The sequence below is a fragment of the Kitasatospora saccharophila genome (assembly GCF_039529925.1).
GTDB classification, from domain to species: Bacteria; Actinomycetota; Actinomycetes; order Streptomycetales; family Streptomycetaceae; genus Kitasatospora; species Kitasatospora saccharophila.
In genome coordinates this window covers 15,698-41,010 of sequence record NZ_BAAANS010000047.1, presented here as the reverse complement: position 1 = coordinate 41,010, position 25,313 = coordinate 15,698, and the positions used below count along the sequence as shown (strand labels likewise).

26 protein-coding genes are annotated in these 25,313 nt (G+C 74.9%); 18 read left to right on the top strand and 8 right to left on the bottom strand.

What is annotated here, in order from left to right:
- The first annotated feature begins 136 nt into the window (after window positions 1-136).
- The 15 genes from ABD345_RS28910 to ABD345_RS28840 all read left to right on the top strand — a co-directional run bounded on the left by ABD345_RS28910 (window position 137) and on the right by ABD345_RS28840 (window position 13,512).
- Entirely contained in the window at window positions 137-1,000 is an 864-nt protein-coding gene (locus ABD345_RS28910; protein WP_344556242.1) for an alpha/beta fold hydrolase, read from the top strand.
- Window positions 1,000-1,584: a TetR-like C-terminal domain-containing protein gene (locus ABD345_RS28905; RefSeq protein WP_344556240.1), complete on the top strand. Its 585-nt coding sequence runs from the start codon at window positions 1,000-1,002 to the stop codon at window positions 1,582-1,584. Before ABD345_RS28910 ends, ABD345_RS28905 begins: the two co-directional genes overlap by 1 nt.
- Before the next feature lie 31 nt (window positions 1,585-1,615).
- Entirely contained in the window at window positions 1,616-1,807 is a 192-nt protein-coding gene (locus tag ABD345_RS28900; protein WP_344556236.1) for a hypothetical protein, read from the top strand.
- A gap of 150 nt (window positions 1,808-1,957) precedes the next feature.
- Window positions 1,958-2,191 carry a hypothetical protein gene (locus ABD345_RS28895; protein WP_344556234.1) on the top strand — a complete coding sequence of 78 codons (234 nt, stop codon included), beginning with the start codon at window positions 1,958-1,960 and terminating at the stop codon, window positions 2,189-2,191.
- 133 nt (window positions 2,192-2,324) lie between these two features.
- Window positions 2,325-4,511 (top strand): SpoIIE family protein phosphatase, encoded by a 2,187-nt coding sequence (locus tag ABD345_RS28890; protein WP_344556232.1) that lies wholly within the window; start codon window positions 2,325-2,327, stop codon window positions 4,509-4,511.
- Window positions 4,512-4,653: 142 nt separating this feature from the next.
- Window positions 4,654-6,015, top strand: a complete 1,362-nt coding sequence (locus ABD345_RS28885) for a sensor histidine kinase (protein WP_344556230.1) — start codon at window positions 4,654-4,656, stop codon at window positions 6,013-6,015.
- Window positions 5,999-6,409 (top strand): roadblock/LC7 domain-containing protein, encoded by a 411-nt coding sequence (locus ABD345_RS28880; RefSeq protein ID WP_344556228.1) that lies wholly within the window; start codon window positions 5,999-6,001, stop codon window positions 6,407-6,409. Before ABD345_RS28885 ends, ABD345_RS28880 begins: the two co-directional genes overlap by 17 nt.
- Window positions 6,406-6,750, top strand: a complete 345-nt coding sequence (locus tag ABD345_RS28875) for a DUF742 domain-containing protein (RefSeq protein ID WP_344556226.1) — start codon at window positions 6,406-6,408, stop codon at window positions 6,748-6,750. The genes ABD345_RS28880 and ABD345_RS28875 overlap by 4 nt, the downstream gene beginning before the upstream one ends.
- The gene (locus ABD345_RS28870) at window positions 6,728-7,324 is read left to right on the top strand and encodes a GTP-binding protein (protein WP_344556224.1); all 597 of its coding nucleotides are present in this window, start codon (window positions 6,728-6,730) and stop codon (window positions 7,322-7,324) included. The genes ABD345_RS28875 and ABD345_RS28870 overlap by 23 nt, the downstream gene beginning before the upstream one ends.
- Window positions 7,321-8,820 carry a cytochrome P450 gene (locus ABD345_RS28865; protein WP_344556222.1) on the top strand — a complete coding sequence of 500 codons (1,500 nt, stop codon included), beginning with the start codon at window positions 7,321-7,323 and terminating at the stop codon, window positions 8,818-8,820. Before ABD345_RS28870 ends, ABD345_RS28865 begins: the two co-directional genes overlap by 4 nt.
- The gene (locus tag ABD345_RS28860) at window positions 8,817-9,902 is read left to right on the top strand and encodes a cytochrome P450 family protein (RefSeq protein ID WP_344556220.1); all 1,086 of its coding nucleotides are present in this window, start codon (window positions 8,817-8,819) and stop codon (window positions 9,900-9,902) included. Before ABD345_RS28865 ends, ABD345_RS28860 begins: the two co-directional genes overlap by 4 nt.
- 70 nt (window positions 9,903-9,972) lie before the next feature.
- Complete coding sequence (locus tag ABD345_RS28855) at window positions 9,973-10,230, top strand: hypothetical protein (RefSeq protein WP_344556218.1); 258 nt, start codon at window positions 9,973-9,975, stop codon at window positions 10,228-10,230.
- 74 nt (window positions 10,231-10,304) lie between these two features.
- Window positions 10,305-12,038, top strand: a complete 1,734-nt coding sequence (locus ABD345_RS28850) for a pyruvate dehydrogenase (RefSeq protein WP_344556216.1) — start codon at window positions 10,305-10,307, stop codon at window positions 12,036-12,038.
- Between the two features lie 630 nt (window positions 12,039-12,668).
- Window positions 12,669-13,274, top strand: a complete 606-nt coding sequence (locus ABD345_RS28845; protein WP_344556214.1) for a helix-turn-helix domain-containing protein — start codon at window positions 12,669-12,671, stop codon at window positions 13,272-13,274.
- Window positions 13,275-13,305: 31 nt separating this feature from the next.
- A complete protein-coding gene (locus tag ABD345_RS28840) occupies window positions 13,306-13,512 on the top strand; it encodes a DUF6126 family protein (protein ID WP_344556212.1) in 207 nt (68 codons plus the stop codon).
- Here ABD345_RS28840 and pdxR read toward each other — a convergent pair.
- Window positions 13,500-14,930: a MocR-like pyridoxine biosynthesis transcription factor PdxR gene (pdxR, locus tag ABD345_RS28835; RefSeq protein ID WP_344556210.1), complete on the bottom strand. Its 1,431-nt coding sequence runs from the start codon at window positions 14,928-14,930 to the stop codon at window positions 13,500-13,502. The two genes, ABD345_RS28840 and pdxR, sit on opposite strands and share 13 nt — an antisense overlap.
- Before the next feature lie 50 nt (window positions 14,931-14,980).
- On the opposite strand from pdxR, the gene ABD345_RS28830 reads away from it, so the two are divergent.
- Complete coding sequence (locus ABD345_RS28830) at window positions 14,981-15,454, top strand: carboxymuconolactone decarboxylase family protein (RefSeq protein WP_344556208.1); 474 nt, start codon at window positions 14,981-14,983, stop codon at window positions 15,452-15,454.
- A gap of 81 nt (window positions 15,455-15,535) precedes the next feature.
- On the opposite strand, the gene ABD345_RS28825 is transcribed toward ABD345_RS28830, so the two are convergent.
- Window positions 15,536-16,705, bottom strand: coding sequence for a S53 family peptidase (locus ABD345_RS28825; protein ID WP_344556206.1), 1,170 nt, complete (start codon window positions 16,703-16,705; stop codon window positions 15,536-15,538).
- Window positions 16,706-16,999: 294 nt separating this feature from the next.
- Here ABD345_RS28825 and ABD345_RS28820 point away from each other — a divergent pair, with 294 nt between their 5' ends.
- A complete protein-coding gene (locus ABD345_RS28820; protein WP_344556204.1) occupies window positions 17,000-17,620 on the top strand; it encodes a hypothetical protein in 621 nt (206 codons plus the stop codon).
- A gap of 52 nt (window positions 17,621-17,672) precedes the next feature.
- On the opposite strand, the gene ABD345_RS28815 is transcribed toward ABD345_RS28820, so the two are convergent.
- The 6 genes from ABD345_RS28815 to ABD345_RS28790 all read right to left on the bottom strand — a co-directional run bounded on the left by ABD345_RS28815 (window position 17,673) and on the right by ABD345_RS28790 (window position 24,542).
- Entirely contained in the window at window positions 17,673-20,075 is a 2,403-nt protein-coding gene (locus tag ABD345_RS28815; protein WP_344556202.1) for a glycoside hydrolase family 65 protein, read from the bottom strand.
- A complete protein-coding gene (locus ABD345_RS28810) occupies window positions 20,072-20,818 on the bottom strand; it encodes an HAD family hydrolase (protein WP_344556200.1) in 747 nt (248 codons plus the stop codon). The genes ABD345_RS28815 and ABD345_RS28810 overlap by 4 nt, the downstream gene beginning before the upstream one ends.
- An 85-nt stretch (window positions 20,819-20,903) precedes the next feature.
- The gene (locus ABD345_RS28805; protein WP_344556198.1) at window positions 20,904-21,371 is read right to left on the bottom strand and encodes an SRPBCC family protein; all 468 of its coding nucleotides are present in this window, start codon (window positions 21,369-21,371) and stop codon (window positions 20,904-20,906) included.
- A gap of 115 nt (window positions 21,372-21,486) precedes the next feature.
- Window positions 21,487-22,104, bottom strand: coding sequence for an SDR family oxidoreductase (locus tag ABD345_RS28800; RefSeq protein WP_344556196.1), 618 nt, complete (start codon window positions 22,102-22,104; stop codon window positions 21,487-21,489).
- 94 nt (window positions 22,105-22,198) lie between these two features.
- Window positions 22,199-22,744, bottom strand: coding sequence for a GNAT family N-acetyltransferase (locus tag ABD345_RS28795; protein ID WP_344556194.1), 546 nt, complete (start codon window positions 22,742-22,744; stop codon window positions 22,199-22,201).
- Window positions 22,745-22,775: 31 nt separating this feature from the next.
- Window positions 22,776-24,542 (bottom strand): ABC transporter ATP-binding protein, encoded by a 1,767-nt coding sequence (locus tag ABD345_RS28790; RefSeq protein ID WP_344556192.1) that lies wholly within the window; start codon window positions 24,540-24,542, stop codon window positions 22,776-22,778.
- A gap of 226 nt (window positions 24,543-24,768) precedes the next feature.
- On the opposite strand from ABD345_RS28790, the gene ABD345_RS28785 reads away from it, so the two are divergent.
- Window positions 24,769-25,281 (top strand): SigE family RNA polymerase sigma factor, encoded by a 513-nt coding sequence (locus ABD345_RS28785; RefSeq protein ID WP_344556288.1) that lies wholly within the window; start codon window positions 24,769-24,771, stop codon window positions 25,279-25,281.
- Window positions 25,282-25,313 lie beyond the last annotated feature (32 nt).

Here is a 25,313-nt window from a genome sequence, read left to right as displayed (position 1 = left end):
GATCCGGGGCGCGCCCGCCGACGGGCGCACCCGCCGGGCTTGACGGCTAAGGCTATTAGCCTTAGCTTTATGGCTATCGGCAGGAGCCGGGCACCGAGCCCGGAGCGCCGGACGACGCCCGCCCAGGAGGCCCGCGATGAACAGCACCCTCGGCACCACCACCCGGTACCTCGACGTCCCCGGCGGCCGGATCGCCTTCGACGACGCCGCCGGCCCCGGCACCCCGGTCGTCCTGCTGCCCGGCATGCTCGACCGGCGGGCCGTCTACCGCTTCCTCGCCCCGCTGCTGGGGGCCGCCGGGCACCGGGTGGTCACCATGGACCTGCGCGGCATGGGCGAGTCCTCCACCGGTTTCACCGACCACACCCCGGCGGCGATCGCGGACGACCTGGTGGCCCTGCTGGAGCACCTGGACCTGCGCGGCGCCGTCCTGGTGGGCAGCTCGTACACCGGCGCCACCGTGGTGCGGGCCGCGGCGCTCGCCCCCGAGCGGACCGGCGGGGTGGTGCTGGTCGACGCCTTCATCGAGAACCTGCCGCTGAACGCCTTCCAGAAGGCGCTGTTCGGCCTGGCCGCCCCGCTGGTCAGCGCCTTCCCGGGCCTGTGGGGCTCGATGCAGAAGTTCTACTACCCGGCCGCCGCCCGGCCCGCCGACTTCGAGGAGTACCGGGCCGGCCTGGCCGCGATGCTCCGCGAGCCGGCCCGCAAGGCGGCGCTGCGCGGCTACCTGAAGGGCGACTCGGCGCCGGTCGGCTGGTGCGCGGCGGTCGACGTGCCCGCGCTGGTGCTGATGGGCGAGCGGGATCCCGACTTCCCGGACCCGGAGCTGGTCGCCGACCGGCAGGCCGCCGCGCTGCGCGGCCGCAAGGTGATGATCGCCGGCGCCGGCCACTACCCGATGGCCGGCCGCCCGCAGGCCGTCGCCGACGCCCTGCTGCCCTTCCTCGCCGAGCTCGACGGCCCGGCCGGACCGACCGACGAGAACGGGACCGCCCGCTGATGCCCCGCGCCGGACTCTCCACCGCCGCCGTGGTGGACCACGCCCTGGAACTGATCGACGAGCGCGGCGCCGAGGCGCTGACCCTGGCCGCGGTCGCCGCCAGGGCCGGGGTGGCCACCCCGTCGCTGTACAAGCACGTGGCCGGCGGCCTGCCCGAACTGCGCCGCCTGGTCGCCGTCCGCACCACCGGGGAGCTGGCCGACCACCTGGCCGCCGCCGTCCTCGGGCACTCCCGGGACGGCGCGGTCCGCGCCCTGCTGGCCGCCTACGCCGGGTACGCCCTGGCGCACCCGCGGCGGTACGCGGCGCTGCCGCAGGTGCCGGACCCGGATCCGGGCCCGGAGCTGGTCGAGGCCGCCGAGCGGCTGGTGGGGGTGCTGTTCGCGGTGCTGCGCGGCTACGGGCTGGAGGGCTCGGAGGCGGTGCACGCGGTGCGGACGCTGCGGGCGGCGGCCCACGGGTACGCCTCGTTGACCACGGCGGGGGCGTTCCAGCTCGCCGAGGGCACCGACGTCACGCTGGAGCGGCTGACCGGGGTGCTGGTCGAGGGGCTGGCCAACTGGCCCGGCGGCGAAGGCCCGTGACCTCCCGGGGGCCTGCCGCGTTCTACCCGGTATGAAGAAGCGCAGCATGCTCGCCTTTGCCTCGCTCGCCGTCGGCGTGGTCGCCTCCCTCACCGCTCCCAGCGCGCACGCCGCGCCGGAGCACCGGGACGGGCTCGCCCCGCTGAAGGACGCCGTCTCCGCCCCGGACCTGTCGCTGGACGAGGACTTCGCGCAGACCGTCGCCGAGCTGCCGGGGGCCTGACGGCGCGGGTCGGCGCCCGTGCACACCTTTTCGCAACCTCCTCCCCATCATTTCGACACCGTCGGTGCGTAACACTGTCCTCCGGTCGGGAAGTCATACCGCGTGGAGACCTTCCACGGGTGTGGCCGACAAGCACGGAGGATCAGCGACATGCCGCAGGCGACTCAGCACACCGAGCCCGGCACGGGACTGATCCCGGCCCCCCGGACGGCACCGGACGGCGCCTCCGGCGGTCCGCGGCCCGCGGGCCGGTCGGCCGACCCGCGGCCGGAGGGCTGGACGGCCGCGCTGCGGCACGGGGTCGCGGTGCTGCGCGGACTGGGCTCGCTGCGACCGGTCGACGCCCGCCCGCAGCGCGGGTACGGCGAGGTCGACGGCCAGTGACCGGCCGTTCCGCCACTGGCAGGGTGTCGGAAATGCCGCGGATCCACCACGTGTCGTGAAAGCGCCTGGTTGCCCGGTGCGTCCATAAGATGGTCGGCACTGGCACGTCGACCGGAAGGGCCGGGCGCCTCCCATGGACCAGAGCTCCCCGCGTCGGGCCAGCCGTTCCGAACTCCGCTGCGTGCGCGCCCTGCTGCGGGCGTCGAGCGCGGCGGAGCTGCTGGCGGCGCTGCTGACCGAGGGCCCGGCGTGGATCACCGGCGAGGGCTCGGCGCTCTACCTGCTGGACGGCGGCATGCTCCGGCTGACCGCCTCGCACGAGCTGCCCGAGTGGGCGCACCGCAAGTACGGGGTGGTCGATCCGGCGAGCGAGCTGCCCGCGGCGCTGGCGCTGCGGCGGCGCGAGCCGGTGCTGCTGAGCCCGCAGCAGACCAGCACCGACTACCCGAACACGGCGGCGGGCCTGGGCACCGGCCTGGTCGCGCTGGCGGTGCTGCCGCTGGTGGTGGACGGGGACCCGGTGGGTTCGCTGGCGCTCGCGCTGGCCCACCGCGGGGCGGTCCCGCAGCGGGACGTCGAGCTGCTGGAGACCCTGGCCGACGTGGCCGCGCACCGGCTCGCCCACCTGCTGCACCACGTGCACACGGCCGACCCGACCGCGGGTCAGCCGAGCACGGAACTCCCCTCCGCGGACGGCCAGTTGATCTCGCTCGCGGTGCGCTCGGCGGGCGCCGGGGCGTTCGAGCGGGACTTGGTGACCGGCGAGACGCTGTGGGACGCCCAGGCGTACCGGGCGGTGGGCCTGCCGCCGCCGGGCCCGACCGGGCGGGCGCCGGACCTGGCGGACGTGGTGCACCCGGAGGACCTGCCGGACGTGCAGGCCGCGCTGGCGGAGGCGCTGGCCACCGGCGGCCCGTACCGGATCTCCTACCGGGTGGTGCGGCCGGACGGCGCGCCCTGGCGGGTGGACGAGGCCGGCGAGGTGATGCTGGACGTGCACCGGCGGCCGGTGCGGACGGCGGGGTTGCTGACCGGGCGGGAGTGGCGGCCGGAGCCGGCGGCCGCGGCCGGTTCGGTGGCCGCCGCGGCGGCGGGGGCCCGCTCCACGCTGCTGCTGGCGCTGACCCGCTCGCTGTCCCGGGCGGTGACGGTGCGCGAGGTGACCACGGCGCTGACCGACGTGGCCCGGCCGGCGCTGGGCGCGACCAGCGTGGTGCTGGACCTGGTGGACGAGGGCCGGCTGATGCCGGTCTCCCCCGCGGTGTTCGGCGGCCCGCACCGGGCGGAGCTGAACCGGCTGCACGACCTGGCGGGCGGGGTGATGGAGCACGTGCTGACCCGGGCCACCCCGCTGTTCAGCGAGCCGGGGCAGGAGCGCCCAGGGCCCGGGGTGCCGGCCGCCTGGACGGTGCTGCCGCTGGTGGCCTCGGGCCGGCAGGTCGGCTCCTGCCTGATCACCTTCGCCACCGAGCGCTCGTTCGGCCGTGAGGACCGCACCATGTACTCGGCCTTCGCGGGCATCCTGGCGCAGTCCCTGGAGCGGGCCCGGCTGTACGACGTGCACCACGAGCGGGCCAGCGAGCTGCAGCGGGCGATGCTGCCGCGCTCGCTGCCGGTGCTGCCGGGGATCGCCTCGGCGGCCCGCTACCTGCCGTCCACCGAGGGGATGCAGATCGGCGGCGACTGGTACGACCTGCTGCGGCTGCCGGGCGGCCTGGTCGGGCTGGTGATCGGCGACGTGCAGGGCCACAACGCGGAGGCGACCGCGGTGATGGGCCAGTTGCGCTCGGGCCTGTGGGCGTACGCGACGGACGGGCACGACCCGGCGACGACGCTGGCCCGGACCAGCCGGCTGCTGGCCGAGATGGAGACCGAGCTGTTCGCCACCTGCCTGTACGTGGTGCTGGACCCGGCGACCGGGGCGCTGCGGGCGGCCCGGGCCGGGCACCCGCAGCCGGTGCGGATCGGGGCGGCCGGGGCGGCGGAGCTGGACCTGCCGGGCGGCCCGCCGCTGGGGGTGCTGCCCGGGGTGCGCTACCCGCTGGCCGAGGCGCGGCTGGAGCCGGGCGAGACGCTGCTGGCCTACACGGACGGGCTGGTGGAGGTCCGGGACGAGGACTACGACGAGTCGGTGCAGCGGATGCTGGGCGGGCTGGAGCTGTGGACGGCGGAGGTCGGCGGGGCCGGCCGGCTGGAGCGCCCGGAGGCGCTGGAGCGGCTGGCCGACCTGCTGACGCTGAACGTGACGGAGCGCGAGGTCCGGCAGGACGACGTGGCGCTGCTCCTGCTGCACCGGGTCCTCGCCCCGGCCGCCGACTGAGGGCGGCCCGTTAGCCGGGGGCGGGCCGATCCTGTCCGACCTGTCCGAAATTGACGGAATCTGAACAACGGAAGTGGGAACCGTTCATACGCAAGTAGTAACACCACCATAAACTCCGCGTGTGACGACCACTCAATGGTGTTTGGCAGCAGCCGCATTGCTCGCCCTCCTCGCCCTCGCGGCCACCGCCCGCTCCCGTGCCGTCACCCGGACCCTGCGCCTGCGGCTCATCGGCACCGAGCAGGAACTCGCCGACGTCCGGGCCCGGTTGGAGGCCGAACTGGCCGACCGCCGGGCGAGCAACGAGGCCGCCCTGCACGAGCAGGAGATGAACGCGGCGACCCGCCGCGCCTTCCTGAACGTGGCCCGCCGGATCCTGGTGATGGCGCACGACCAGCAGGCCGGGCTGGACGAGATGGAACGCACCCACGACGACCCGGTCCTGCTCGACGGCCTGCTGCGGGCCGACCACGCCGCCGCCCAGCAGGCCCGGCTGGCCCAGACCCTGGCCGTGCTGTGCGGCTCCCGGGCAGGCCGGACCTGGCCCGAGCCCGTCACGCTGGAGGACGTGGTCCGCGGCGCCCAGGGCCGGATCCTGCCGTTCCAGCGGGTGGTCGTGCACAACCGGGTGGACACCGCGGTGCTCGGCGCGGCCGCCGAGGCGCTGATCCACGCGGTGGCCGAGCTGCTGGACAACGCCACCCGCTACTCGCCGCCCAGCTCGCAGGTGTACGTCTCGCTGATGTCGGTGCACAACGGCGCGGTGATCGAGATCGACGACTGCGGCGTCGGCATGACCGACGTGACGGTCGCCAAGGCGGCGGCCGCGCTGTCCGGCGAGGGCTCGCTGGAGGTCTCCCGGATCGGCGAGGTCCCGCAGCTGGGCCTGGCCGCGGTCGGCCTGCTCGCCCGGCAGTACGGCTTCCGGGTCACCGTGCACTCCACTCCGTCCCCGTACGGCGGCGTGCGGGTGGTGGTGCTGCTGCCCACCGCGCTGCTCACCGACCCGCTGCCGCAGCACGGACTGCCGGCCGGCCGCCCGCAGCCGAACCGGGCCGCACCCCAGGCCCGGCCCCAGACCCAGGCCCGGCCCCACCCCCAGGCCCACCCCCAGGCCCACCCCCAGGCCCACCCCCAGGCCCAGGCGCAGGCCCAGCCCCAGGCGCAGGCGCAGGCCCAGGCCCAGCCCCAGGCGCGGCCCCCGCTGCCCACCCGCCCGGTCTCCCCCCGGACCGGGAGCACCCCCTCCTCCGCAGTACCCGCACAAGGCGGCCCCCTGCCCCGCCGGAGCAACCGCCGGGGCGCCGCACCGCAGCACCGGTTCCCTCCGGAGCCGACGGTCCCGCCGCGCTCCGCCGGCGAGGCCCGGTCCTTCATGTCGCTGTTCCAGAGCGGCACCGCGGACGGCCGGGCCGCCGCCCAGCACCACCAGCGGTCCGGCGCGGACCGCCCCGACGAATTCCCCGCTTCCCCCCTGGGAGACCCGCATGACGACCAACCCTGATCTCGGCTGGCTGCTGGCCGACATCGTCTCCGTGCCGGAGGTCCGGCACGCCCTCGTGGTGTCCAACGACGGCCTGGAGATCGGCCGCAGCCCGCGGATCGACCGGGACGACGCCGAGCGCCTGGCCGCCGCCTGCTCCGGGCTGCAGTCGCTCTCCCGGGGCGTGGCCACCGGCTTCGGCGACGGCCGCACCCGGCAGATCGTCATCGAGTACGGCGGCGGCTACCTGTTCGTGGTGGCCGCCGGGGCCGGGGCGCACCTCGCGGTGGTGGCCGGGGAGTCGGTCGACGCGGGTCTGGTGGCGTACCAGATGCAGATGCTGGTCGGCCGGATCGGCGAGCACCTGACCGCCGCGCCCCGGCAGGAGACCGCGACCGCCGGGAACCCGCGGTGAGCCGCAGCCCGGTACGGCCGTACGTCATCACCGGCGGGCGCAGCCGGACCGGCCGGAACGTGCTGGAGTTCGAGAGCCTGGTGCGGACCGTCCCGGGGGTCCGGGTCGACCCGCTGGTGGTGAACCGGGAGCAGTTGACGATCCTGGAGCTCTGCCGGGAACTGCTGTCGATCGCCGAGGTGGCCGCCCACCTCGGCCTGCCGATCAGCGTGCTGAAGGTGCTGGTCGGCGACCTGTGGGAACTGGGCGCGGTCCAGGTGCTGCCGCCCGTCCGTCCGGCCGAGCGGGCTCCGCTCGCACTGATCGAGGAGGTGCTGGTTGGCCTCCGTCAGCTCCGCTGAGCCCGAGTACCTGCCGTCCAGCGTGCAGGGCGCGGTGAAGATCCTGGTCACCGGGCCGTTCGGGGTCGGCAAGACGACCCTGGTCGGGGCGCTGAGCGAGATCGCCCCGCTGCGCACCGAGGAGACGATGACCGCGGTCGGCGAGGGCGTGGACGACCTGACCGGGCGTCCGCACAAGTCGACCACCACGGTGGCGCTGGACTTCGGCCGGATCACGCTCAGCACCCGGCTCGCGCTGTACCTGTTCGGCACGCCCGGGCAGCAGCGGTTCTGGCCGCTGTGGGAGGACCTGTCGCGCGGGGCGCTGGGGGCGATCGCCCTGGTCGACTCCCGCCGGCTGGAGGAGTCCTTCGACGTGCTGGGGCTGCTGGAGGAGCAGCGGATCCCGTTCGCGGTGGCGGTCAACCGCTTCCCCGACACGCCGGCGTACCCGGAGGAGGAGCTGCGGGCCGCGCTCGACCTGCTGCCCGGGGTGCCGGTCCTCACCTGTGACGTCCGCGACGAGGACGCCGCCCACCGACTGCTGATCGATTTCGTCGACCACCTGCGGGCCGGCGCCCTGGAGCTGTCATGACCGTTCCCGAACCGCACCTGGCCGGCGGCTGCCCGTACGCCGAGCGCCCCGGTGTCACCCCGCTGTACGGCCGGACGGTGGCCCAGGACCCGCACGGGCTGTACGCCCGGATGCGCGCCGAGCACGGCCCGGTGGCGCCGATCGAGCTGGAGCCCGGGGTCGAGGCGTGGCTGGTCATCGGGTACCAGGAGCTCCTCGAACTCACCCGCAACGAGCAGCAGTTCTCCAAGGACTCGCGGCACTGGCGGGTGGCCGCGGAGGGCCGGCTGCGGCCGGACTCCCCCCTGGTGCCGATGACCATGTGGCGGCCCACCCTCAACAACCTGGACGGCGCCGAGCACCAGCGGCTGAGTGCCGCGGTCGGCGACACCCTGGCCCGGGCCGACCAGAAGCGGCTGCGGGAGACCAGCGAGGCCGCCGCGCTGGCGCTGATCGAGAGCTGGGGACCGGACGGCACCGCCGACCTGGTCAGCCAGTTCACCCGCCGGCTGCCGCCGCTGGTGTTCACCACGCTGCTGGACCTGCCCGACGAGGACGGTCCGAAGCTGCTCGGGCTGATCATGAACGTGGTCGACAGCGGCGCGGACTCGCACCGCGCCTCGGTGGAGCTCTTCGGGCTGCTGGGCGAGCTGGTGCGGCGGCGGCGCGAGCACCCCGGGGAGGACCTGGTGTCCTGGCTGCTGGGGCACTCCGCCGGGCTGAGCGACGAGGAGGCCGTCCACAACCTGCTGGTGTTCCTGGTCGCGGGCAACGAGACGTGCGTCAACTGGATCGGCAACGCGGTGCGGCTGCTGCTCGTCGACCGGCGCTTCCGCGGCAGCCTGACCGGCGGCCGGGCGACCGTCGCGGACGCCCTGGAGGAGGTGCTGTGGCGCGACCCGCCGATCCAGAACTTCCCCGGCCGGTGGGCCACTTCGGACACCGTGCTGGGCGGCCAGTACATCAGCCGGGGCGACATGCTGGTGCTGGGCATCGCCGGTGCCAACGACGACCCGGCGGTGCACGGGCCGAACGACCTCAGCGGCAACCGGGCGCACCTCGCCTGGAGCGCGGGCCGGCACGTCTGCCCGGCCAAGGACCCGGCCCGGCTGATCGTCGAGACCGCGATCGAGACCCTGCTGCACTGTCTGCCCGACCTTCAACTAGCGGTTCCCGCACACGAGTTGGAGTGGCGTCCGTCCCCCTGGTCGCGCGCCCTGGCGAGCCTGCCGGTGCTGTACAGCGCCTTCGCCCCGCCCCGTCCGACCGACCCGGTCCCCTTCCCGTCCGCCGGGTCCGCCGGGTCCGCCGACCCGGCACCCGCCGACCCGGCACCCGCCGCCTCCGCACCCGTCACGCCCGAGAGGACCGCATGGACACCGCAGCCGCAGCCGGGGTCTGCCCCCACCGACTCGACCCCACCGGAGCCGACCAGCTCGCCGAGAACCGGCAGCTCCGCGCTCTCGGACCTGCGGCGCAGGTTGAGCTCCCTGGTGGGGTGGTGGTCTGGTCGGTGACCCAGCACGCCGCCCTGCAGCGGGTGCTCGCCGACCCGCGGGTGGCCAAGGACCCCGCGCACTGGACGCTGTACCGGGAGGGGCGGCTCCCCGAGGGCTGGCCGCTGATGACCTTCGTCACCATCCCCGGCATGACCACCTCAGACGGCGCCGACCACCGCCGGCTGCGCGGCCTGGTCAGCCAGGCCCTCACCCCGCGCCGGGTCGACGCGCTGGCCCCGGCCGTCCGGCAGCGGGTCCTCGGCCTGCTGGACGACCTCGCCGGGGCCGCCGCCCCGGACGGGTCGGTCGACCTGCGGACCCGGTTCGCCTACCCGCTGCCGATGTACGTCGTCGGCGAACTGCTGGGCCTGCGGGCCGAGCAGCAGGACCGGCTGCACGAGCTGTCCGACGTCATGGTCAGCTCCTCCGCCGCGCCCGGGGCGGGCGCCGCCGCGACCCGCGACATGCTCGGGCTGCTGGCCGGGCTGGCCGCCGAGAAGCGGGCCGAGCCCGCCGACGACCTGACCAGCGCGCTGATCGCCGCCCGCGAGGAGCAGGACCGGCTCAGCGAGGAGGAGCTGATCGGCATCCTGCTGCAGCTGGTGGTGGCCGGCCACGAGACCACCCTCAACCTGATCTGCAACGCGGTGCGCGCCCTGCTCGCCCACCCCGACCAGCTGGCGCTGGTGCTCGGCGGCGCGGTCCCGTGGTCCGCGGTGGTCGAGGAGACCCTGCGCCGGGACTCCCCGGTCGGCCACTTCCCGATGCGCTACGCACTGGAGGACATCGACCTGGGCGGGGTGGTGATCCCGGCCGGCGACGGCATCCTCGCCTCGTACGCGGCGGCCGGGCGCGACCCCGGCCACTGGGCGGAGCCGGACCGCTTCGACCTGACCCGCTCCCCGGTCCGGCACCTCTCGCTCGGGCACGGGCCGCACTTCTGCATCGGCTCCGCCCTGGCCCGGCTGGAGGCGGAGACGGCGCTGCGCGAACTGTTCGCCCGCTTCCCCGGCCTGCGGGCCGCCGAGGGCGCGCCGCCGGCGCCGATCGCCTCCTTCGTCAGCAACGGCGTCAGCAGCCTGCGGGTGCGGCTGTCCTGAACTCCCCGCGAACCGCCCCCGCCGGATCAATCCACGTGACCGGGCGGGGGCGGCGCTCGTTGCACCTGCCATGAAGAAGCTCACCGCCCTCGCCGCCCTGTCCGTGGCCGGGCTCGCCCTCGTCCAGGCGCCCGCCCAGGCCGCCCCGATCGCCCAGGCCGGCGGCCTCGGCCAGGCCCAGGGCCTCGACACCGGCTACCACGGCGTCCTGCCCTCCACCGCCGAGCTGTGCCACCGCGACCTGGCCCAGTACCCGGTGGTCGGCCCGCTCACCGACTCCACCACCGGCGCCTGCGAGGCCCTCGGCGCGACCGTCGACGGGCGGTAGCCAGGACTCGGACATCCGAGCCGTTATGGTGCGAATGTCCGTTTCTTCGGTGGTTTCTGGCGTGAGGTGATCCCGTGGGCAGCGTGGCCGACCAGATGGTGGAGGTGCTCCGGCAGGCCGGGGTCGAACGCGTCTACGGGGTGGTCGGCGACAGCCTCAACCCGGTCGTCGACGCGATCCGCCGCGCCGAGGGCATCTCCTGGGTGCACGTCAGGAACGAGGAGGCCGGGGCGTTCGCGGCCGCCGCCGAGGCCGAGCTGACCGGACGCCTCGCGGTCTGCGCGGGCAGCTGCGGCCCCGGCAACACCCACCTGATCCAGGGCCTGTACGACGCCCAGCGCAGCGGCGTGCCGGTGCTGGCCCTGGCCTCGCACATCCCGTCCGGGCAGATCGGCACCGGCTTCTTCCAGGAGACCCACCCCGAGCGGGTGTTCACCGACTGCAGCGCCTGGTGCGAGATGCTCTCCAACCCGGCCCAGCTGCCCCGGCTGCTGCGGGTCGGCATCCAGCACGCGCTGGGCTCCCCCGGCGTCTCGGTGCTGGTCTTCCCCGGCGACGTCGCCGCGCTCACCGCCCCCTCCCCCACCGGCCGCAGCTCCTTCCTCACCGAGCAGGCGGTGGCCGCCCCGCCCTGGTCCCAGGTGCAGGCCCTCGCCGAGGCCCTCAACTCGGCCGCCACCGTGACGGTCTTCGCCGGCGCGGGCACCCGCGGCGCGCACGAGGAGCTGATGCACCTCGCCGAGACGCTGAACGCCCCCGTCGGGCACTCGCTGCGCGGCAAGGAATGGGTGCAGTACGACAACCCGTACGACGTCGGGATGAGCGGCCTGCTCGGCTACGGCGCTTGCCACGAGGCCCTGCACGGAGCCGAGTTGGTGCTCCTGCTGGGCACCGACTTCCCGTACGACTCCTTCCTCCCGCAGGCCCGCACCGTCCAGGTCGACCACGACGCGACCCGGCTCGGCCGCCGCACCCCGCTGGAACTCGCCGTGCACGGCGACGTGGCCGCCACGCTGCGGGCGGTGCTGCCGCTGCTGGAGCGCAAGAGCGACCGCCGGTTCCTGGACGCCATGCTGGAGCGGCACTGCAAGTCGCTGGAGACGGTGGTCGGCGCGTACACCAAGGACATCGAGAAGCACCGGCCGATCCACCCCGAGTACGTCGCCTCGGTGCTGGACGAGATCGCCGCCGAGGACGCCGTCTTCACCGTCGACACCGGCATGTGCAACGTCTGGGCCGCCCGCTACCTCACCCCCAACGGGCGCCGCCGGGTGATCGGCTCCTTCCTGCACGGCTCGATGGCGAACGCCCTGCCGCACGCGATCGGCGCCCAACTCGCCTTCCCCGGACGGCAGGTGGTGTCGATGTCGGGCGACGGCGGGATCGGCATGCTGCTGGGCGAACTGCTCACCGTGGCGAAGTACCGGCTGCCGGTGAAGACCGTGGTGTTCAACAACGGGGCGCTCGGCATGATCAAGCTGGAGATGCTGGTCTCCGGCTACCCCGAGGCCGAGATCGACAACGGCGACGTCGACTACGCGGCGATCGCCCGCGCCTGCGGGATCCCCGCCAAGCGGGTCACCGACCCCGCGAAGGTCCACGAGGTGCTGACCGACGCCCTGGAACGCCCCGGCCCCGCGCTGGTCGACGTGGTCACCGACCCCAACGCGCTCTCCATCCCCCCGCACATCACCGCCGCCCAGCTCAAGGGCTTCGCCCTGGCCGCCGGCCGCACCGTCCTGACCGGCGGCGTCGGCAAGATGCTCGACCTGGCCCGCTCCAACCTGCGCAACATCCCCCGCCCCTGAGAGCCCCTCCGGGGCGGAGGGGGAGGAGGGGGACAGCGGAAGCCCTGGCCGGGCGGGGGATCCGGCCCCCCCCGGGGCGGAAGGGAGGAGGGGAGTCAGGGGAAGGCGAAGGCCCTGGCCGGGCGGGCTGGGAAGGTGGAAAAGCCCTCCCCCCCGGGGCGGAGGGGGAGGAGGGGGACAGCGGAAGCCCTGGCCGGGCAGGCGGAGAAGGGCGGGGGATCCGGCCTCCCGGGGCGGAAGGGAGGAGGGGAGTCAGGGGAAGGCGAAGGCCCTGGCCGGGCGGGCTGGGAAGGTGGAAAAGCCCTCCCCCTCCGGGGCGGAGGGGGAGGAGGGGGACAGCGGAAGCCCTGGCCGGGCGGGCGGGAAAGCCCGCCCCTCCGGGGAGGACGGCGGGGACCTGGCCGGGCGGGGAGCCACCCCCTCCGGGGCAGGGAGCTGAGAACGGGAGCCCCGGCCGGGCGGGCCTCGGCGGGCGGGCGGGAGAAGCCCGGCCCCCTCCGGGGAGGGTGGGTGGGGCCGGTCGGCCCTGGTGTCGGGGCGGGTGGGGGCGGGAAGGTGGGGGCAGGGGGGCGGGTTTGCCTGTGGGGCAAGTTTGTTGCCTCGGGGGCAGGGAGGGTGTCCACTGGTCCCATGACGGACAGTCCCCTCGACGAGGACCAGGAGGTCGCGGGCCTCGGCGCGCGGCTGCGGGAGCAGCGGGTCTCCAGCCGCTTGACGCTGGAGGTCGCGGCGGCCCGGGTGGGCCTCTCGCCAGCTTACTTGTCGCGCCTGGAGACCGGCCGCCGGCAGCCCTCGCTGCCGGTGCTGCTGGGCCTGGCCCGGGCGTACGGGACGAGCGTGTCCGAGCTGCTCGGCGAGCAGCCCGGCGAGCCCGACCCGGTGATCCGGGGCGGGCGGGTGGAGCCCGGGCGGGCCGGCGGCTGGGGGTACCAGCGGGCCGGTGCGCCGGGCCGGGCGATGCAGGCGCTCCGGGTGCACGTGCCGCCGAGCACGCAGGACGCGGTGGTGCGGGTGCACCCGGGCGAGGAGTGGCTGTACGTCACCGCGGGCCGGATGAAGCTGGTGCTGGGCGACCGGGTGCACTTCCTGGACGAGGGCGACTCGGCGCACTTCGACTCGATGACCCCGCACGTGATCGCCGCCGACTCCGCCTCCGGCCTCGACCTGATCTTCGTCCACACGCTGTTGCAGAGCCCCGGCGGCGACCTGTGCCTGGGCGACACCCCGCGCCTGTAGCCCCACCACCTCCACGTCAGGAGACCGCGCCATGACCGACACCGGAAAGCCCGCCGCCCACACCCCCGCCCCGACCGCTCGGACCGCCCCGGCCGTTCCGAAGTACGCGGAGACCATCGACGCGGGCTACCGCGCCTCGAACCGGGTGTGGATCCGGGTGTGGATCTACATCGTCTCGGGGCACGTCTTCGTGGCCTTCCTGTTCCTGCTGTTCTACGTGGGCAGTCACAAGGGCTGAGCGAGCAGTTCGCACAGCGCGTCGAGCGCGGCGCCGAAGGCGTGCTCGGGCGGGGTGCCGTAGCCGATCACCAGCCCGGGGGGCCGTCCGGGCCCGGGGGCGGCGCCGGGCGCCAGGTGCCAGCCGAGGGTGTTCAGGGCGAGGCCCGCGCGCCGGGACCGGTGCAGCAGTTCGGCCTCGCCCGGGCCGTCCGCGGGCAGTTCCAGGACGGCGTGCAGGCCCGCGTTGAGGCCGGTGACCCGCACCCGGGGGGCGCGTTCGGCGAGCACCCCGACCAGCCGGTCGCGGCGGTGGCGCAGCAGGTGCCGGCTGCGCCGGACGTGCCGGTCGTAGTCGCCGGAGTCGATCAGTTCGGCGAGGGCGAGCTGTTCCAGCGAGCCGCTGTGCGCGTCGGCCAGCCGCTTGTGCCGGGCCACCGGTTCGACCAGGGCGGCGGGCAGCGCCAGCCAGGCCAGCCGCAGGCCGGGGGCGAGCGACTTGGACGCGGTGCCCGCGTACACCACCCGTTCCGGGTCGAGCGCCTGCATGGCGCCGATGGCGTGCCGGTCGTAGCGGAACTCGCCGTCGTAGTCGTCCTCCAGCAGGTAGCCGCCGGCCTGCCGGGCCCAGTCGACCGCGGCGGCCCGCCGGGAGGCCCGCAGCGGGACTCCGGTGGGGAACTGGTGGGCGGGGGTGAGCACCGCCAACCCGGCGTCGGTGCGGGTCAGTTCGTCCGTCCGGGCGCCGCCCTCGTCCAGTGGCAGCGGGCGCAGGGCGAGGCCGCGGGCGGTGATCACGGCGTGCTGCGGCGGCAGCCCGTACTCCTCCACCGCGACGGCGGCCAGGCCGTGTTCGCGCAGCGCGGCGCAGAGCAGGCCGAGGCCCTGCAGGTAGCCGGTGCAGACCAGCAGCCGTTCGGGGTCGGTACGCACGCCGCGGGCCCGGGCCAGGTAGCCGGCCAGGGCGCGGCGCAGTTCGATCCGGCCGCGCGGGTCGCCGTAGCCGAACGCCTCGTTGGGGGCGGCGGTCAGCGCCCGGCGGGCGGCGGCCAGCCAGGCGGTGCGCGGGAAGCGGCTCAGGTCGGGCGAGCCGGGGCGCAGGTTGTGCACGGGCACCGACGGGGCGGGCAGTCCGGGCGGCGGCGCGGCGGGGACGGACTGCGGGCCGCGCTCGGCGACCACCGTGCCGGAGCCCTGCCGGGAGGCGAGCCAGCCCTCCGCGGCGAGCTGGGTGTACGCCTCGGCGATGGTGTTGCGGGCGATGCCCAGGTCGACGGCGAGGGCCCGGGAGGACGGCAGCCGCGTCCCGGCGGCGAGGCGGCCGTCCCGGACGGCGGTGCGCAGCGCGTCCTCCAGGGCGGCGCGCAGACCCAGGCCGCGGGAGCGTCCGGCGTCCAGGTCGAGGTGCAGGTCGCCGCCGAAAGTGGCCCAGGGATCCATCCCCCAAATGAACCACGCGGCCGGTCCACCGCGCGCCTACGGTGGGCCGTATGACCGACGACTCCACCGTTCCCGCCCCCGCCCTCCGCATCTCGCTGCGCGACCGCGCCCCCGAGTTCTACCGCCCGCTGCTGGAAGCCTCCGGGGCCGCGATCGCCGGCCTCGCCGACCCGGTGCTCACCGAACTGGTCAACCTGCGCGCCTCGCAGATCAACGGCTGCGCGTTCTGCCTGGACAAGCACGCGGGCGACGCCCGCGCGAAGGGCGAGCGGGAGCACCGCCTCGACACCCTCGCCGCCTGGCGGGAGACCCCGTACTTCACCGCCCGCGAGCGCGCCGCGCTGGCCCTGACCGAGTCGGTCACCCTGGTCGCCGAGACCCGCGTCCCGGACGCGGTGTTCGACGAGGCCGCGAAGCACTTCTCGGAGACCGAACTCGCCCACCTGATCGGCCTGATCTGCGCGATCAACGCGCTCAACCGGGTGGGCGTCACCAGCAGGCTGACGCCGGCGCCGAAGCGCTGAGCGGGTGCGGAACCAGGGGCGCGGCGGGTTCCCCGCGCTCCTGGTTCCGCGCCCCCTGGTTCCGGCTCGGCGCAGCGGGTCTCACGATGCCCGGAAGGCATCCACTCCGTTCGGGCTGCCGAGGCCGGTCGGGCCGTCGTAGCCCGGGCCGGCCGTGCAGAGGTAGGCCGGGGTGCAGGCGGTGGGGGCGGGGCCGGTGGTGACGTCGTGGAGGGCGGCGGGGTGGCGGTAGGGGAAGGACGCGGGGTCGCTGCCGGGGGGCGGGGGGCCGGCCAGGGCGTAGGTGGCGGCGATGACCGGGGCGGCGGCGGAGGTGCCGCCGTAGGTGTACCAGCCGTTGCCGCCGTAGGTCTGGTAGACGGCGACGCCGGTCGCGGGGTCGGCGACGGCGGCCACGTCGGCGACGGTGCGGTGGTCGCAGCCGGGGTCGTCCTGCCAGGCGGGCTTGGGGAGTCGGCCGGAGCAGCCGCTGCCCGCGCCCTGGTCGGTGCCGGGGGTCCAGGCGGTCTCGTCCCAGCCGCGGGCGGAGCCGTCGGGGCGCAGGGTGGTGCCGCCGACGGCGACCACGTGGGGTGAGGAGGCGGGGAAGTTGACGCCGTACCCGGAGTCGCCGGAGGCGGCGGCGATGACGGTGCCGGGGTGGTCGAAGTAGCGGCTGTCGTAGGCCGCCGCGTTGGCGTTCTCGGTGGTGCCCCAGCTGATCGAGACGTACTGGGCGCCGAGGGCGACGGCGGTGTTGACGGCGGCGCCGAGGTTGCCGACGGCGGCGCTGTCGGCCTCGACCAGGAGGATCCGGGCGCGCGGGGCGATCGCGGAGACCATGGCGAGGTCGAGGGCGGTCTCGCCGGCCCAGGCGGTGTTGCCGCGGGGCAGCCGGGTGCCGCCGCGCTGGTCGGTCTTGCGGAAGCAGCCGTTGTCGGTGGTGCAGGCGGGCAGGCCGAAGTGGCGGCGGTAGACGTCGAGGTCGGCTTCGGCGCGCGGGTGGTCGTAGGCGTCGACGACGGCGATGGTGGCGCCCTCGCCGCCGTCCGCGGGCAGCCCGTAGGCGGCGCGCAGTTCGGCGGGGCCGTAGCCGGCGGTGTCCGCGTCGGCGGCGGCGGTGCCGACCACCCGCAGCGCGTCGCAGGAGGCGGTGTCGGCCCGGGCGGGGGCGGTGCAGGTGTGCACCCAGCGCGGGGCGGCGTGCGCGTGGGCGGGGGCGGTGGCGAGGGCGGTGAGCAGGGCGGCGGTGAGCGCGAGGGGACGGCGCAACGGGGCCTCCGTTCGGGGAGCGGCGCCGGGGACGGGGGGTGGGCTCCCCCGGGTCGGCGGTTCGCTTGTCTGCAGGGAGTGTTGACGCACCGTCAGGTCGGTATGCGCACGGTCACCCGCTCGGGTGACGGCGGGCCGGGTCCGGCGGGGGCCCGGGTCTGTTGCGGAACCGGGACGCCGTGCGGACCGAATCCCGGCGGTGGCTGAGGGAACCTCATATCCGGGAGCAGCGCCCTTGCCTCCTGGCGGACCCGCTCACCGCGGGCGGGACGCCCGACCGAGAAGAAGAGGACCATGCGCGTTCGGAAGATTTCGGCCATCGCCCTTGTCGCCGCGGCTGCCTGCCTGTCGCTCACCGCCTGTGACGGCGGCGGCTCCGCCTCGGCCGGCTCCAGCGCGTCCGCCGCCGTGACCGTCCCGCCCGCCGCCGCGAGCACCCCGGCCGCCGCCCCGACCGCCGCCCCGACCACTTCGGGCGCGGGCGCGGGCAAGACCCCCGCGAAGTCGTCGGGCACGGTGAAGGCGGCGGCCGGCACGAAGTGCACCGACCGGGTCGACTACGCGGGCGACAGCCGCTCCAACGCCGAGATCAACTCGATCGGCGAGACCACCGGCACCTGCCCGGCCCCGCAGGGCGGCGGCGCGACCGCCGGCACCCCGAAGAAGTCCGGCACCAAGTGCACCGACCAGCTCGACTACACCGGCGACACCCGGCCCAACGCCGAGATCAACTCGATCGGCGACAGCACCGGCACCTGCCCGGCCCCGCAGGGCGGCGGCGCGACCGCCGGCACCCCGAAGAAGTCCGGCACCAAGTGCACCGACCAGCTCGACTACACCGGCGACACCCGGCCCAACGCCGAGATCAACTCGATCGGCGACAGCACCGGCACCTGCCCGCCGGTCAAGCGCTGACCCCCGCGGCGGCCCGGGTCCGCGGACCGGCTGCCGCGGGGGCGCGCGGCGGCTACTCGGCGGGCAGGTGGTCGACCGTCCCGACCTTGACGCCGACCTGGCCGTGCCGGCGGGCGGGGGCCCGGCCGGGCGGCTGGGTGGGGCGCTCCCCGGGGTCGGGGACCTGCGCGGTGGGGCGACTGACGGGCTTCCCGGCTTCGATCCGCAGTTGCTCGTCGTCGTGCAGGACCGGCAGCACGCTGCCGCGCCGCAGCGTGTACGTGGTGGTGGCGTGGGTGATGTCGACCCGCAGCAGGTGCTCGCGCACGTTCATCGAGAAGCACAGCCGTTGCAGCCCGGCGGGCAGCCGGGGCCGGAAGGACAGCTGCTCGGTGTGGTCGCGCAGGCCGCCGAACCCGGCGACCAGGGCGATGCAGGCGCCCGCCAGCGAGGCCATGTGCAGGCCGTCGCGGGTGTTGCCGCCGAGGTCGTGCAGGTCCATCAGGGCCGCTTCGGCGGTGTAGTCGTAGGCCAGGTCGAGCTGGCCGACCTCGGCGGCGATCACCGCCTGGGTGCAGGCGGACAGCGAGGAGTCGCGGACCGTCAGGCGCTCGTAGTAGGCGAAGTTGCGGGCCTTCTGCTCGGGGGTGAACACGTCGCCGCGGACCTGCATGGCGAGCACCAGGTCGGCCTGCTTGACCACCTGCTTGCGGTACAGGTCGAAGTACGGGTAGTGCAGCAGCAGCGGGTACTTCTCCGGCGGGGTGGTCTCGAAGTCCCACATCTGGTGGTCGGTGAACCCGTCGGCCTGCGGGTGCACGCCGATCTGCTCGTCGTACGGGATGAACATCTTGTCGGCGGCGTCGCGCCAGGCCGCGGCCTCCTCGGTGTCCACCCCGAGCAGCCCCGACTCGTGCCGGTACTTGAGCGCGGTGTCCGCCGCGTTCCACAGGTTGGCCTGCGCCATCACGTTGGTGAACACGTTGTTGTCGGCGACCGCCGAGTACTCGTCGGGCCCGGTGACGCCCTCGATCCGGAAGTTGCCCTTGGCGTCGTGGTGGCCGAGCGAGCGCCACATCCGGGCGGTCTCCACCAGCAGTTCCAGGCCGTGGGTGCGCTCGAACTCGGTGTCCCCGGTGGCCCGGACGTAGCGGACGGCGGCGGCCGCGATGTCCGCGCCGATGTGGAACGCGGCGGTGCCGGCCGGCCAGTACCCGGAGCACTCCTCGCCGCGGATCGTCCGCCACGGGAACACCGCGCCCGCCAGGCCGAGTTGGGCCGCCCGCTCGCGGGCCATCGGCAGCGTGGTGTGCCGCCAGCGCAGCGCCTGCTTGACCGCGTCCGGCAGGCAGTAGGTGAGCACCGGCAGCACGAAGGTCTCGGTGTCCCAGAACGAGTGCCCGTCGTAGCCGGGCCCGGTCAGGCCCTTCGCCGGGATCGCCCGCTCCTCGCTGCGGGCGCCCGCCTGCAGCACGTGGAACAGCGCGAACCGGACGGCCTGCTGGAGTTCGACGTCGCCCTCGATCTCGATGTCGTTGTCGCCCCAGAACCGGCCGAGGAACTCCTTCTGCTCGCCCACCAGCCCGTCCCAGCCGGTGTACCGGGCGGCGGTCAGCGCCGCCTCCACCTGGTCCCGGACCGCGGGCAGCGAGCGGGTCGCCGACCAGCCGTAGGCGATGTACTTGACCAGCCGCAGCTTCTCCCCGGCGTTCAGCACCGTGGTGGCGGTGGTCCGGGCCTGGTCGTCGGAGGACTCGGCGGTGGTGTCGATCCGCTCCGGCCCGTCGATCACGTGGTCCATCGCGGCGGCCACCCGCAGCCCGGAGAAGCGGGTGCGGTGCACCAGCACGCCCTTGGTGCCGTCGGCGTGCTGGAGTTCGGCCGCCAGCGGGGCCTCCAGCACCGCCGCCGCCCGCGGGTCGCCGTCGCCCGCGCCGCCCGGCAGCTGCTCGTTGGCGACCAGCTCGGACTGCAGCACGATCCGCACCGGCCCGTCCACGGCCTCCACCGTGTAGTCCACCGCGCACACCGCCCGCTGGGTCAGCGACACCAGCCGGGACGAGGTCACCCGCACCGTCCGCCCGGCCGGCGAGGTCCACTCCGCCTCCCGGCGCAGGATGCCGTCCCGGAAGTCCAACGTCCGCCGGTGGCTGCGCAGTTCGCCGTAGCGCAGGTCGAACGGCTCGTCGTCGACCAGCAGCCGGATCAGCTTGCCGTTGGTGACGTTGATGACGCTCTGCCCGGACTCCGGGAAGCCGTAGCCGCTCTCCGCGTACGGCAGCGGGCGCAGCTCGAACACGCCGTTCAGGTAGGTGCCGGGCAGGCCGTGCGGCTCGCCCTCGTCCAGGTTGCCGCGCAGCCCGATGTGGCCGTTGGACAGCGCGAACACCGACTCGGCGCGGGCCTGCCCGGGCAGGTCCAGGCCGTGCTCGGTGATCCCCCAGGGGTCGACGGTGAACGCCTCGGACGGGCTCATCCGCGCTCCTCCAGCAGCTGGGAGAGGTCGTCCACCACCACCGACGCGCCGTGCTCGCGCAGCGCGTCGGCCTGCCCGGTGCGGTTCACGCCCACCACCGCGCCGAAACCGCCGGCCCGCCCGGCCGCGACGCCCGCCAGCGCGTCCTCGAACACCACGGCGTGCTCCGGGGCCACCCCGAGCTCCTTCGCGGCCGCCAGGAAGGTGTCCGGCGCGGGCTTGCCCGCCAGGTGGTCGCGGGCCGCGGTGACCCCGTCCACCACCACCTCGAACAGGTCGTCGATCCCGGCGGCCCGCAGCACGTCCCGGCAGTTCGCGCTGGACGACACCACCGCGCGCGGCAGCCCGAGTCCGCGCAGCCGGTGCAGGTAGGCCACCGAGCCCGCGTACGGCTGCACGCCCTGCTCGCGGATCATCCGCAGCACGGTGTCGTTCTTCGCGCCGGACAGGCCGTTGACGGTGCGGGTGCCCGGCGGGTCCTGCGGGGTGCCCTCGGGCAGTTCGATCCCGCGCGAGGCGAGGAACGACCGGGTGCCGTCCAGCCGGGGCCGCCCGTCCACGTACCGGTCGTACTCGCCGACCGGGTCGAACGGGACGAACTCGCCGCCGGTGCGGGCCGCTTCGGACCGCAGGAAGGTGTCGAACATGTCCTTCCAGGCCGCGGCGTGCACCTTCGCGGTCTGGGTCAGCACCCCGTCCAGGTCGAACAGGAAAGCCTTGATGCCGTCCGGAAGTCCCAACATGCAGCCAGTCTCACCCGTCCGCGCCGCTCCATGCCGGTCATCGTCCGAACCGGCGCGTCGCACGCCGAGCACGCCGCGCACGCCGTCAGTCCGCCTCCGCGTGCACCCCCGGGTGCGGGTGGCGGCCCGGCACGAACAGCGGCTGCGGGCGGCCGCTCTGCGCGTAGTCCTTCAACCGGACCACCAGTTCCGCCCAGCGGCCCGCCGCCACCGGCACCGACGGGCCCGCGTCCGCCGCCCAGCCCAGGTGGCGCAGCAGCAGCATCGACTGCCGCGCGCCGTCCGGGTGGTCGAAGAAGTCCCAGGTCACGGTCGTCCCCTGCCAGGCCGGCGGGAACACCCCGACGCTGCGCCAGGCCACCCGCTCCAGGTCCGCGCGCTCCCGGCGCAGCCGCAGCGGCTGCGGCGCGTCCTCCACCGTGAACAGCAGGTCCTCGCCCTCCCGGTCCAGCTCGGTGGTCCACCAGGACGCCAGCCCTTCGCGGGTGTCCAGCGCCGCCAGCAACCGCTCCCGGGGCGCCGCGACGTCGACCTGCAGGGCGATCTCGGCCATCGCACTCACCTCAACCACCACGATCCCGCCCGGCGGGGCGCCGGGCAACCGCGACCCGGCCCCGACCGGTCGGGGCCGGTCGGGCCAGGGCCGGTCGGGTCGGGGCCGGTCGCGGTCAGGTGGTGAGTTCCAGGGTCTGGTGGACCGTCGTCGGGTCGTCCAGCAGCCGCAGCAGGGTGTGCGCGACCTCGTCCCGGGAGACCTCGCCGAAACGGTTGGGCGGCGGCGCGAGGTGCGCGTGCCGCTCGGTGGGGGCGTCGGTCAGGCTGCCGGGGCGCAGGACCGTCCAGTCCAGCGGGCGTTCCTTGACCGCCTCCTCGGCGGCCAGCTTCGCCCTCAGGTACACCTCGAACTCGGGCGAGACCTCCGGGTCCCCGATCTTGTCCAGCCCCATCGAGGACACCAGCAGGTACCGGCGCACCCCCGCCCGCTGCGCCGCGTCCGCCAGCAGCACCGCCCCCGCCCGGTCCACCGTCTCCTTCCGCGCCGTCCCGCTGCCCGGGCCGGCCCCGGCCGCGAACACCACCGCGTCCGCCCCCGCGAGGTGCTCCGCCAGCGCCTCCACCGACACCGCCTCCAGGTCGCACACCACCGGCCGCGACCCCGCCTCCTGCAGGTCCCCCGCCTGCGCCGGGTTCCGGATCAGCCCGGCGACGGCGTCGCCCCGGGCGGAGAGCAGCTTCGAGAGCCGCAACGCGATCTTGCCGTGCCCACCTGCGATCACCACGTCCATGGAACGCGACGCTACCCGCGAGGTGCCGAGGGCGAAACCCGGGCGAACAGGGGCGCGCAGTTCCCCGCGCCCCTGTCGGCGTGCCCCCGGAAGGTCAGATGTCCTCCTGCCACTCCGTGGAGAGGACGCCCATCTGGACCTGGTCGTGCCAGCTGCCGGCGCGGAAGACGGCTTCCCGGCGGCGGCCCTCCTCGGTGAAGCCGGCCCGGCGGTAGGCGGCGAGGGCGCGGGTGTTGTAGCTGTTGACGGTGAGTTCGATGCGGTGGAGGCCGAGTTCGGCGAAGCCGTAGCGGATGGTGGTGCGCAGGACGTCGGTGCCGAGGCCGCGGTCCTGGTGGGGCGGGCCGATGATGATGGCGAGGGTGGCGCAGCGGTCCTTGGGGGTGGCGCCGTAGAGGGTGACGTGGCCGGCCAGGTCGCCGGTGTCGAGGGTTTCGACGGAGAGGCCGAGGTCGGTGCCGCCGTTCTGGCTCCAGGCGCGGAACATGTCGGCGAGCCGGGCCTCGGGCTGGGGGTGCACCGGGCCGGTGACCTGCTGGATGGCGAGGCCGGGTTCGCGCCACCAGGAGGTGAGCCGGGGGAGGTCGGCCTCGCGGAGTTCCCTGAGCCGGACGAGTCTGCCGCTGAGCGGGTCGGTCATGCGGGGTGGTCCTGTTCCGTGAGGGGGTGGTTCAGGCGAGCTGGGCGGCCTGCAGGCCGGCGTACGGGCCGCCGGTGCGCAGGAGTTCGGCGTGCGAGCCGATCTCGGCGATCCGGCCGTCGTGCATGACGACGATCCGGTCGGCGCCGCGGATGGTGGACAGGCGGTGGGCGACGACGAAGACGGTGCGGCCGCGGACCAGGCGGGCCAGGGCCTGCTGGACGAGCGCCTCGGAGCGGGAGTCCAGGGCGGAGGTGGCCTCGTCCAGGATGAGCACCCGCGGGTCGCGGATCAGGGCGCGGGCGATGGCCAGGCGCTGCTTCTGGCCGCCGGACAGCCGGGCGCCGCGTTCGCCGACCACGGTGTCCAGGCCCTCGGGGAGGCGCTCGATGAACTCCAGGGCGTTGGCGTCGCGCAGGGCGGCCAGGACGGTCTCCTCGGGCACGTCCTTCATGCCGTAGGTGACGTTCTCCCGGATGCTGCCCTCGAACAGGATGGACTCCTGCGGGACGACGGACAGGAACTTGCGGTAGGAGCGCAGGTCGAGCTCCTCCATGTCGCGGCCGTCGAGCAGGATCCGGCCCTCGGTGGGGCGCAGGAAGCCGATCACCAGGTTGAGGACGGTGGACTTGCCCGCGCCGGACGCGCCGACCAGGGCGATGGTCTCGCCCGGGCGGACCGAGAGGTCGAAGCCGGTGACGGACGGGGCGTCCGCGCCGTGGTAGCTGTGGCCGACGCCCTGGAAGTCGATCCGGCCGGTGACGTCCGCGACGTCCGCCTTGCCGGCGTTCTCCTCCAGGTCGGGGGCCTGCAGCACCTCGCCGGCCGAGCGGACCGAGGCCAGGCCCTTGCCGAGCTGCGGGGTGAGGGTGAGCAGGGTGGTGACGGAGCCGGTGAGCGAGGAGAAGTAGGCGCTGAGCATGACGACGGCGCCGGGGGTGACGTTCATCCAGCCGTAGTAGGCGACCAGCGCGGAGCCGGCCAGGCAGCCGACGCCGATCGCGTTGAGCAGGATCCAGGACATCGAGCCGAAGCGGCCGTTGAGCAGGTCCAGGCGCAGGCCCTCGTCGAGGACCCGGCCCAGGGTGCGGTCGACCCGGCGCAGCGCGGTGCGCTCCAGGCCGTGCGCCCGGGTGATCGGGATCAGCGTGGTCATCTCGCCGATGCGGGAGGAGAGTTGCTCGACCTCGCGGCGGAAGGACTCGTTCTGGGTGCGCAGCCGTTCGCGCAGCCGGACCACCAGCAGGGCGCTGGCGGGGACGAGGACCAGGAAGACCGGCAGGAAGGCGGGGGTCTGGATCGCGATCACGACCAGGCCGCCGAGCAGGGTGGCGATCGCGGCGAGGCCGTTGTCGGCGGTCTGCTGGGAGGCGGTCTCGATGCCCTCGACGTCGCGGATCACCTTGGCCTGCAGGACGCCGGCGCTGACCCGGGAGTGGTAGCCGATGGAGAGCTGCTGCATCCGGTGGCACAGGGCGGAGCGCAGCCGGGTGCCCATCCGGCGGATGGAGCCGTGCATCCAGTGCACGTACAGCATGTGCAGCGGCAGGTTGAGCAGCAGGATGGTCAGCAGGATCGCGGAGTTCCACCACAGCACGGACACGTCGCGGTGCTTGACCACGACGTCGACGATGTTGGCGGTGATCAGGGGCAGCAGCCAGACGGGGGCGTGCTTGGCGAAGAAGACGCCGACCGCGCCGAGGACCCGGGCGCGGTCGGGGCGGAAGAGGAACAACAGGGTGCGGACGGGGTGCTCGCCCCGGTAGCGGTGGCTGAGCGATCCGTCGGGCAGGGCCATGGGGGAACTCCAGTACGGGGTACGAACAGGCGGTGCCGTCCCATCCTTCCAGCGGGCGGCGGCGCTCGGGCTGTCCGCAACCGGACAGTGATGCTTCACGGACGGACGGGTTCGCGGACCCCGCGGACGCGTTTCCGGTCCGGATGAAACATCCTGGGCCCCCGCGCCGTCATAGGGCGGGTCGCGCGAGGGGAGACGGGCAGTGGGCAGTGGTCGGCGGGCCGCCATGGAGGAGGAGTTCGTCGCGTTCGCGACGGCCCGGTCCGGGCAGCTCTACCGCTCGGCGTACTTCCTCACCGGTGGGGACAGCCACCTCTCGGAGGACCTCGTGCAGGACACCCTGGGCCAGATGTACGCCCACTGGCACCGGCTGCACCGGCCGAGCTGGGCCGGGCGGATCGAGAACCCGGCCGGGTACGCGCAGACCGTGCTGGTCCGGGCGTACCTGTCGCACCAGCGGCGGCGCAGCAGCAGCGAGCGGCCCAGCCTGGCGCTGCCCGAGGTCGCCGAGGACGGGCCGGACTCGGCGCTGCGCCTCGCCCTGGTCGAGGCGCTGTCCCAGCTGCCGCCGCGCGACCGGGCGGTGGTGGTGCTCCGGTACTGGGAGGACCGCAGCGTGGAGGAGACCGCGGCGATCGTGAAGGACAGTTCGGCGGCGGTGCGGACCAGGTGCTCGCGGGCGCTGGCCAAGCTGCGCGGACTGCTGGGCGGGGACCTGGCGGAGTTGGTGGCCCGGTGAGGGCGGGACGCGGCGGGCCCGGTGGCGGGCAG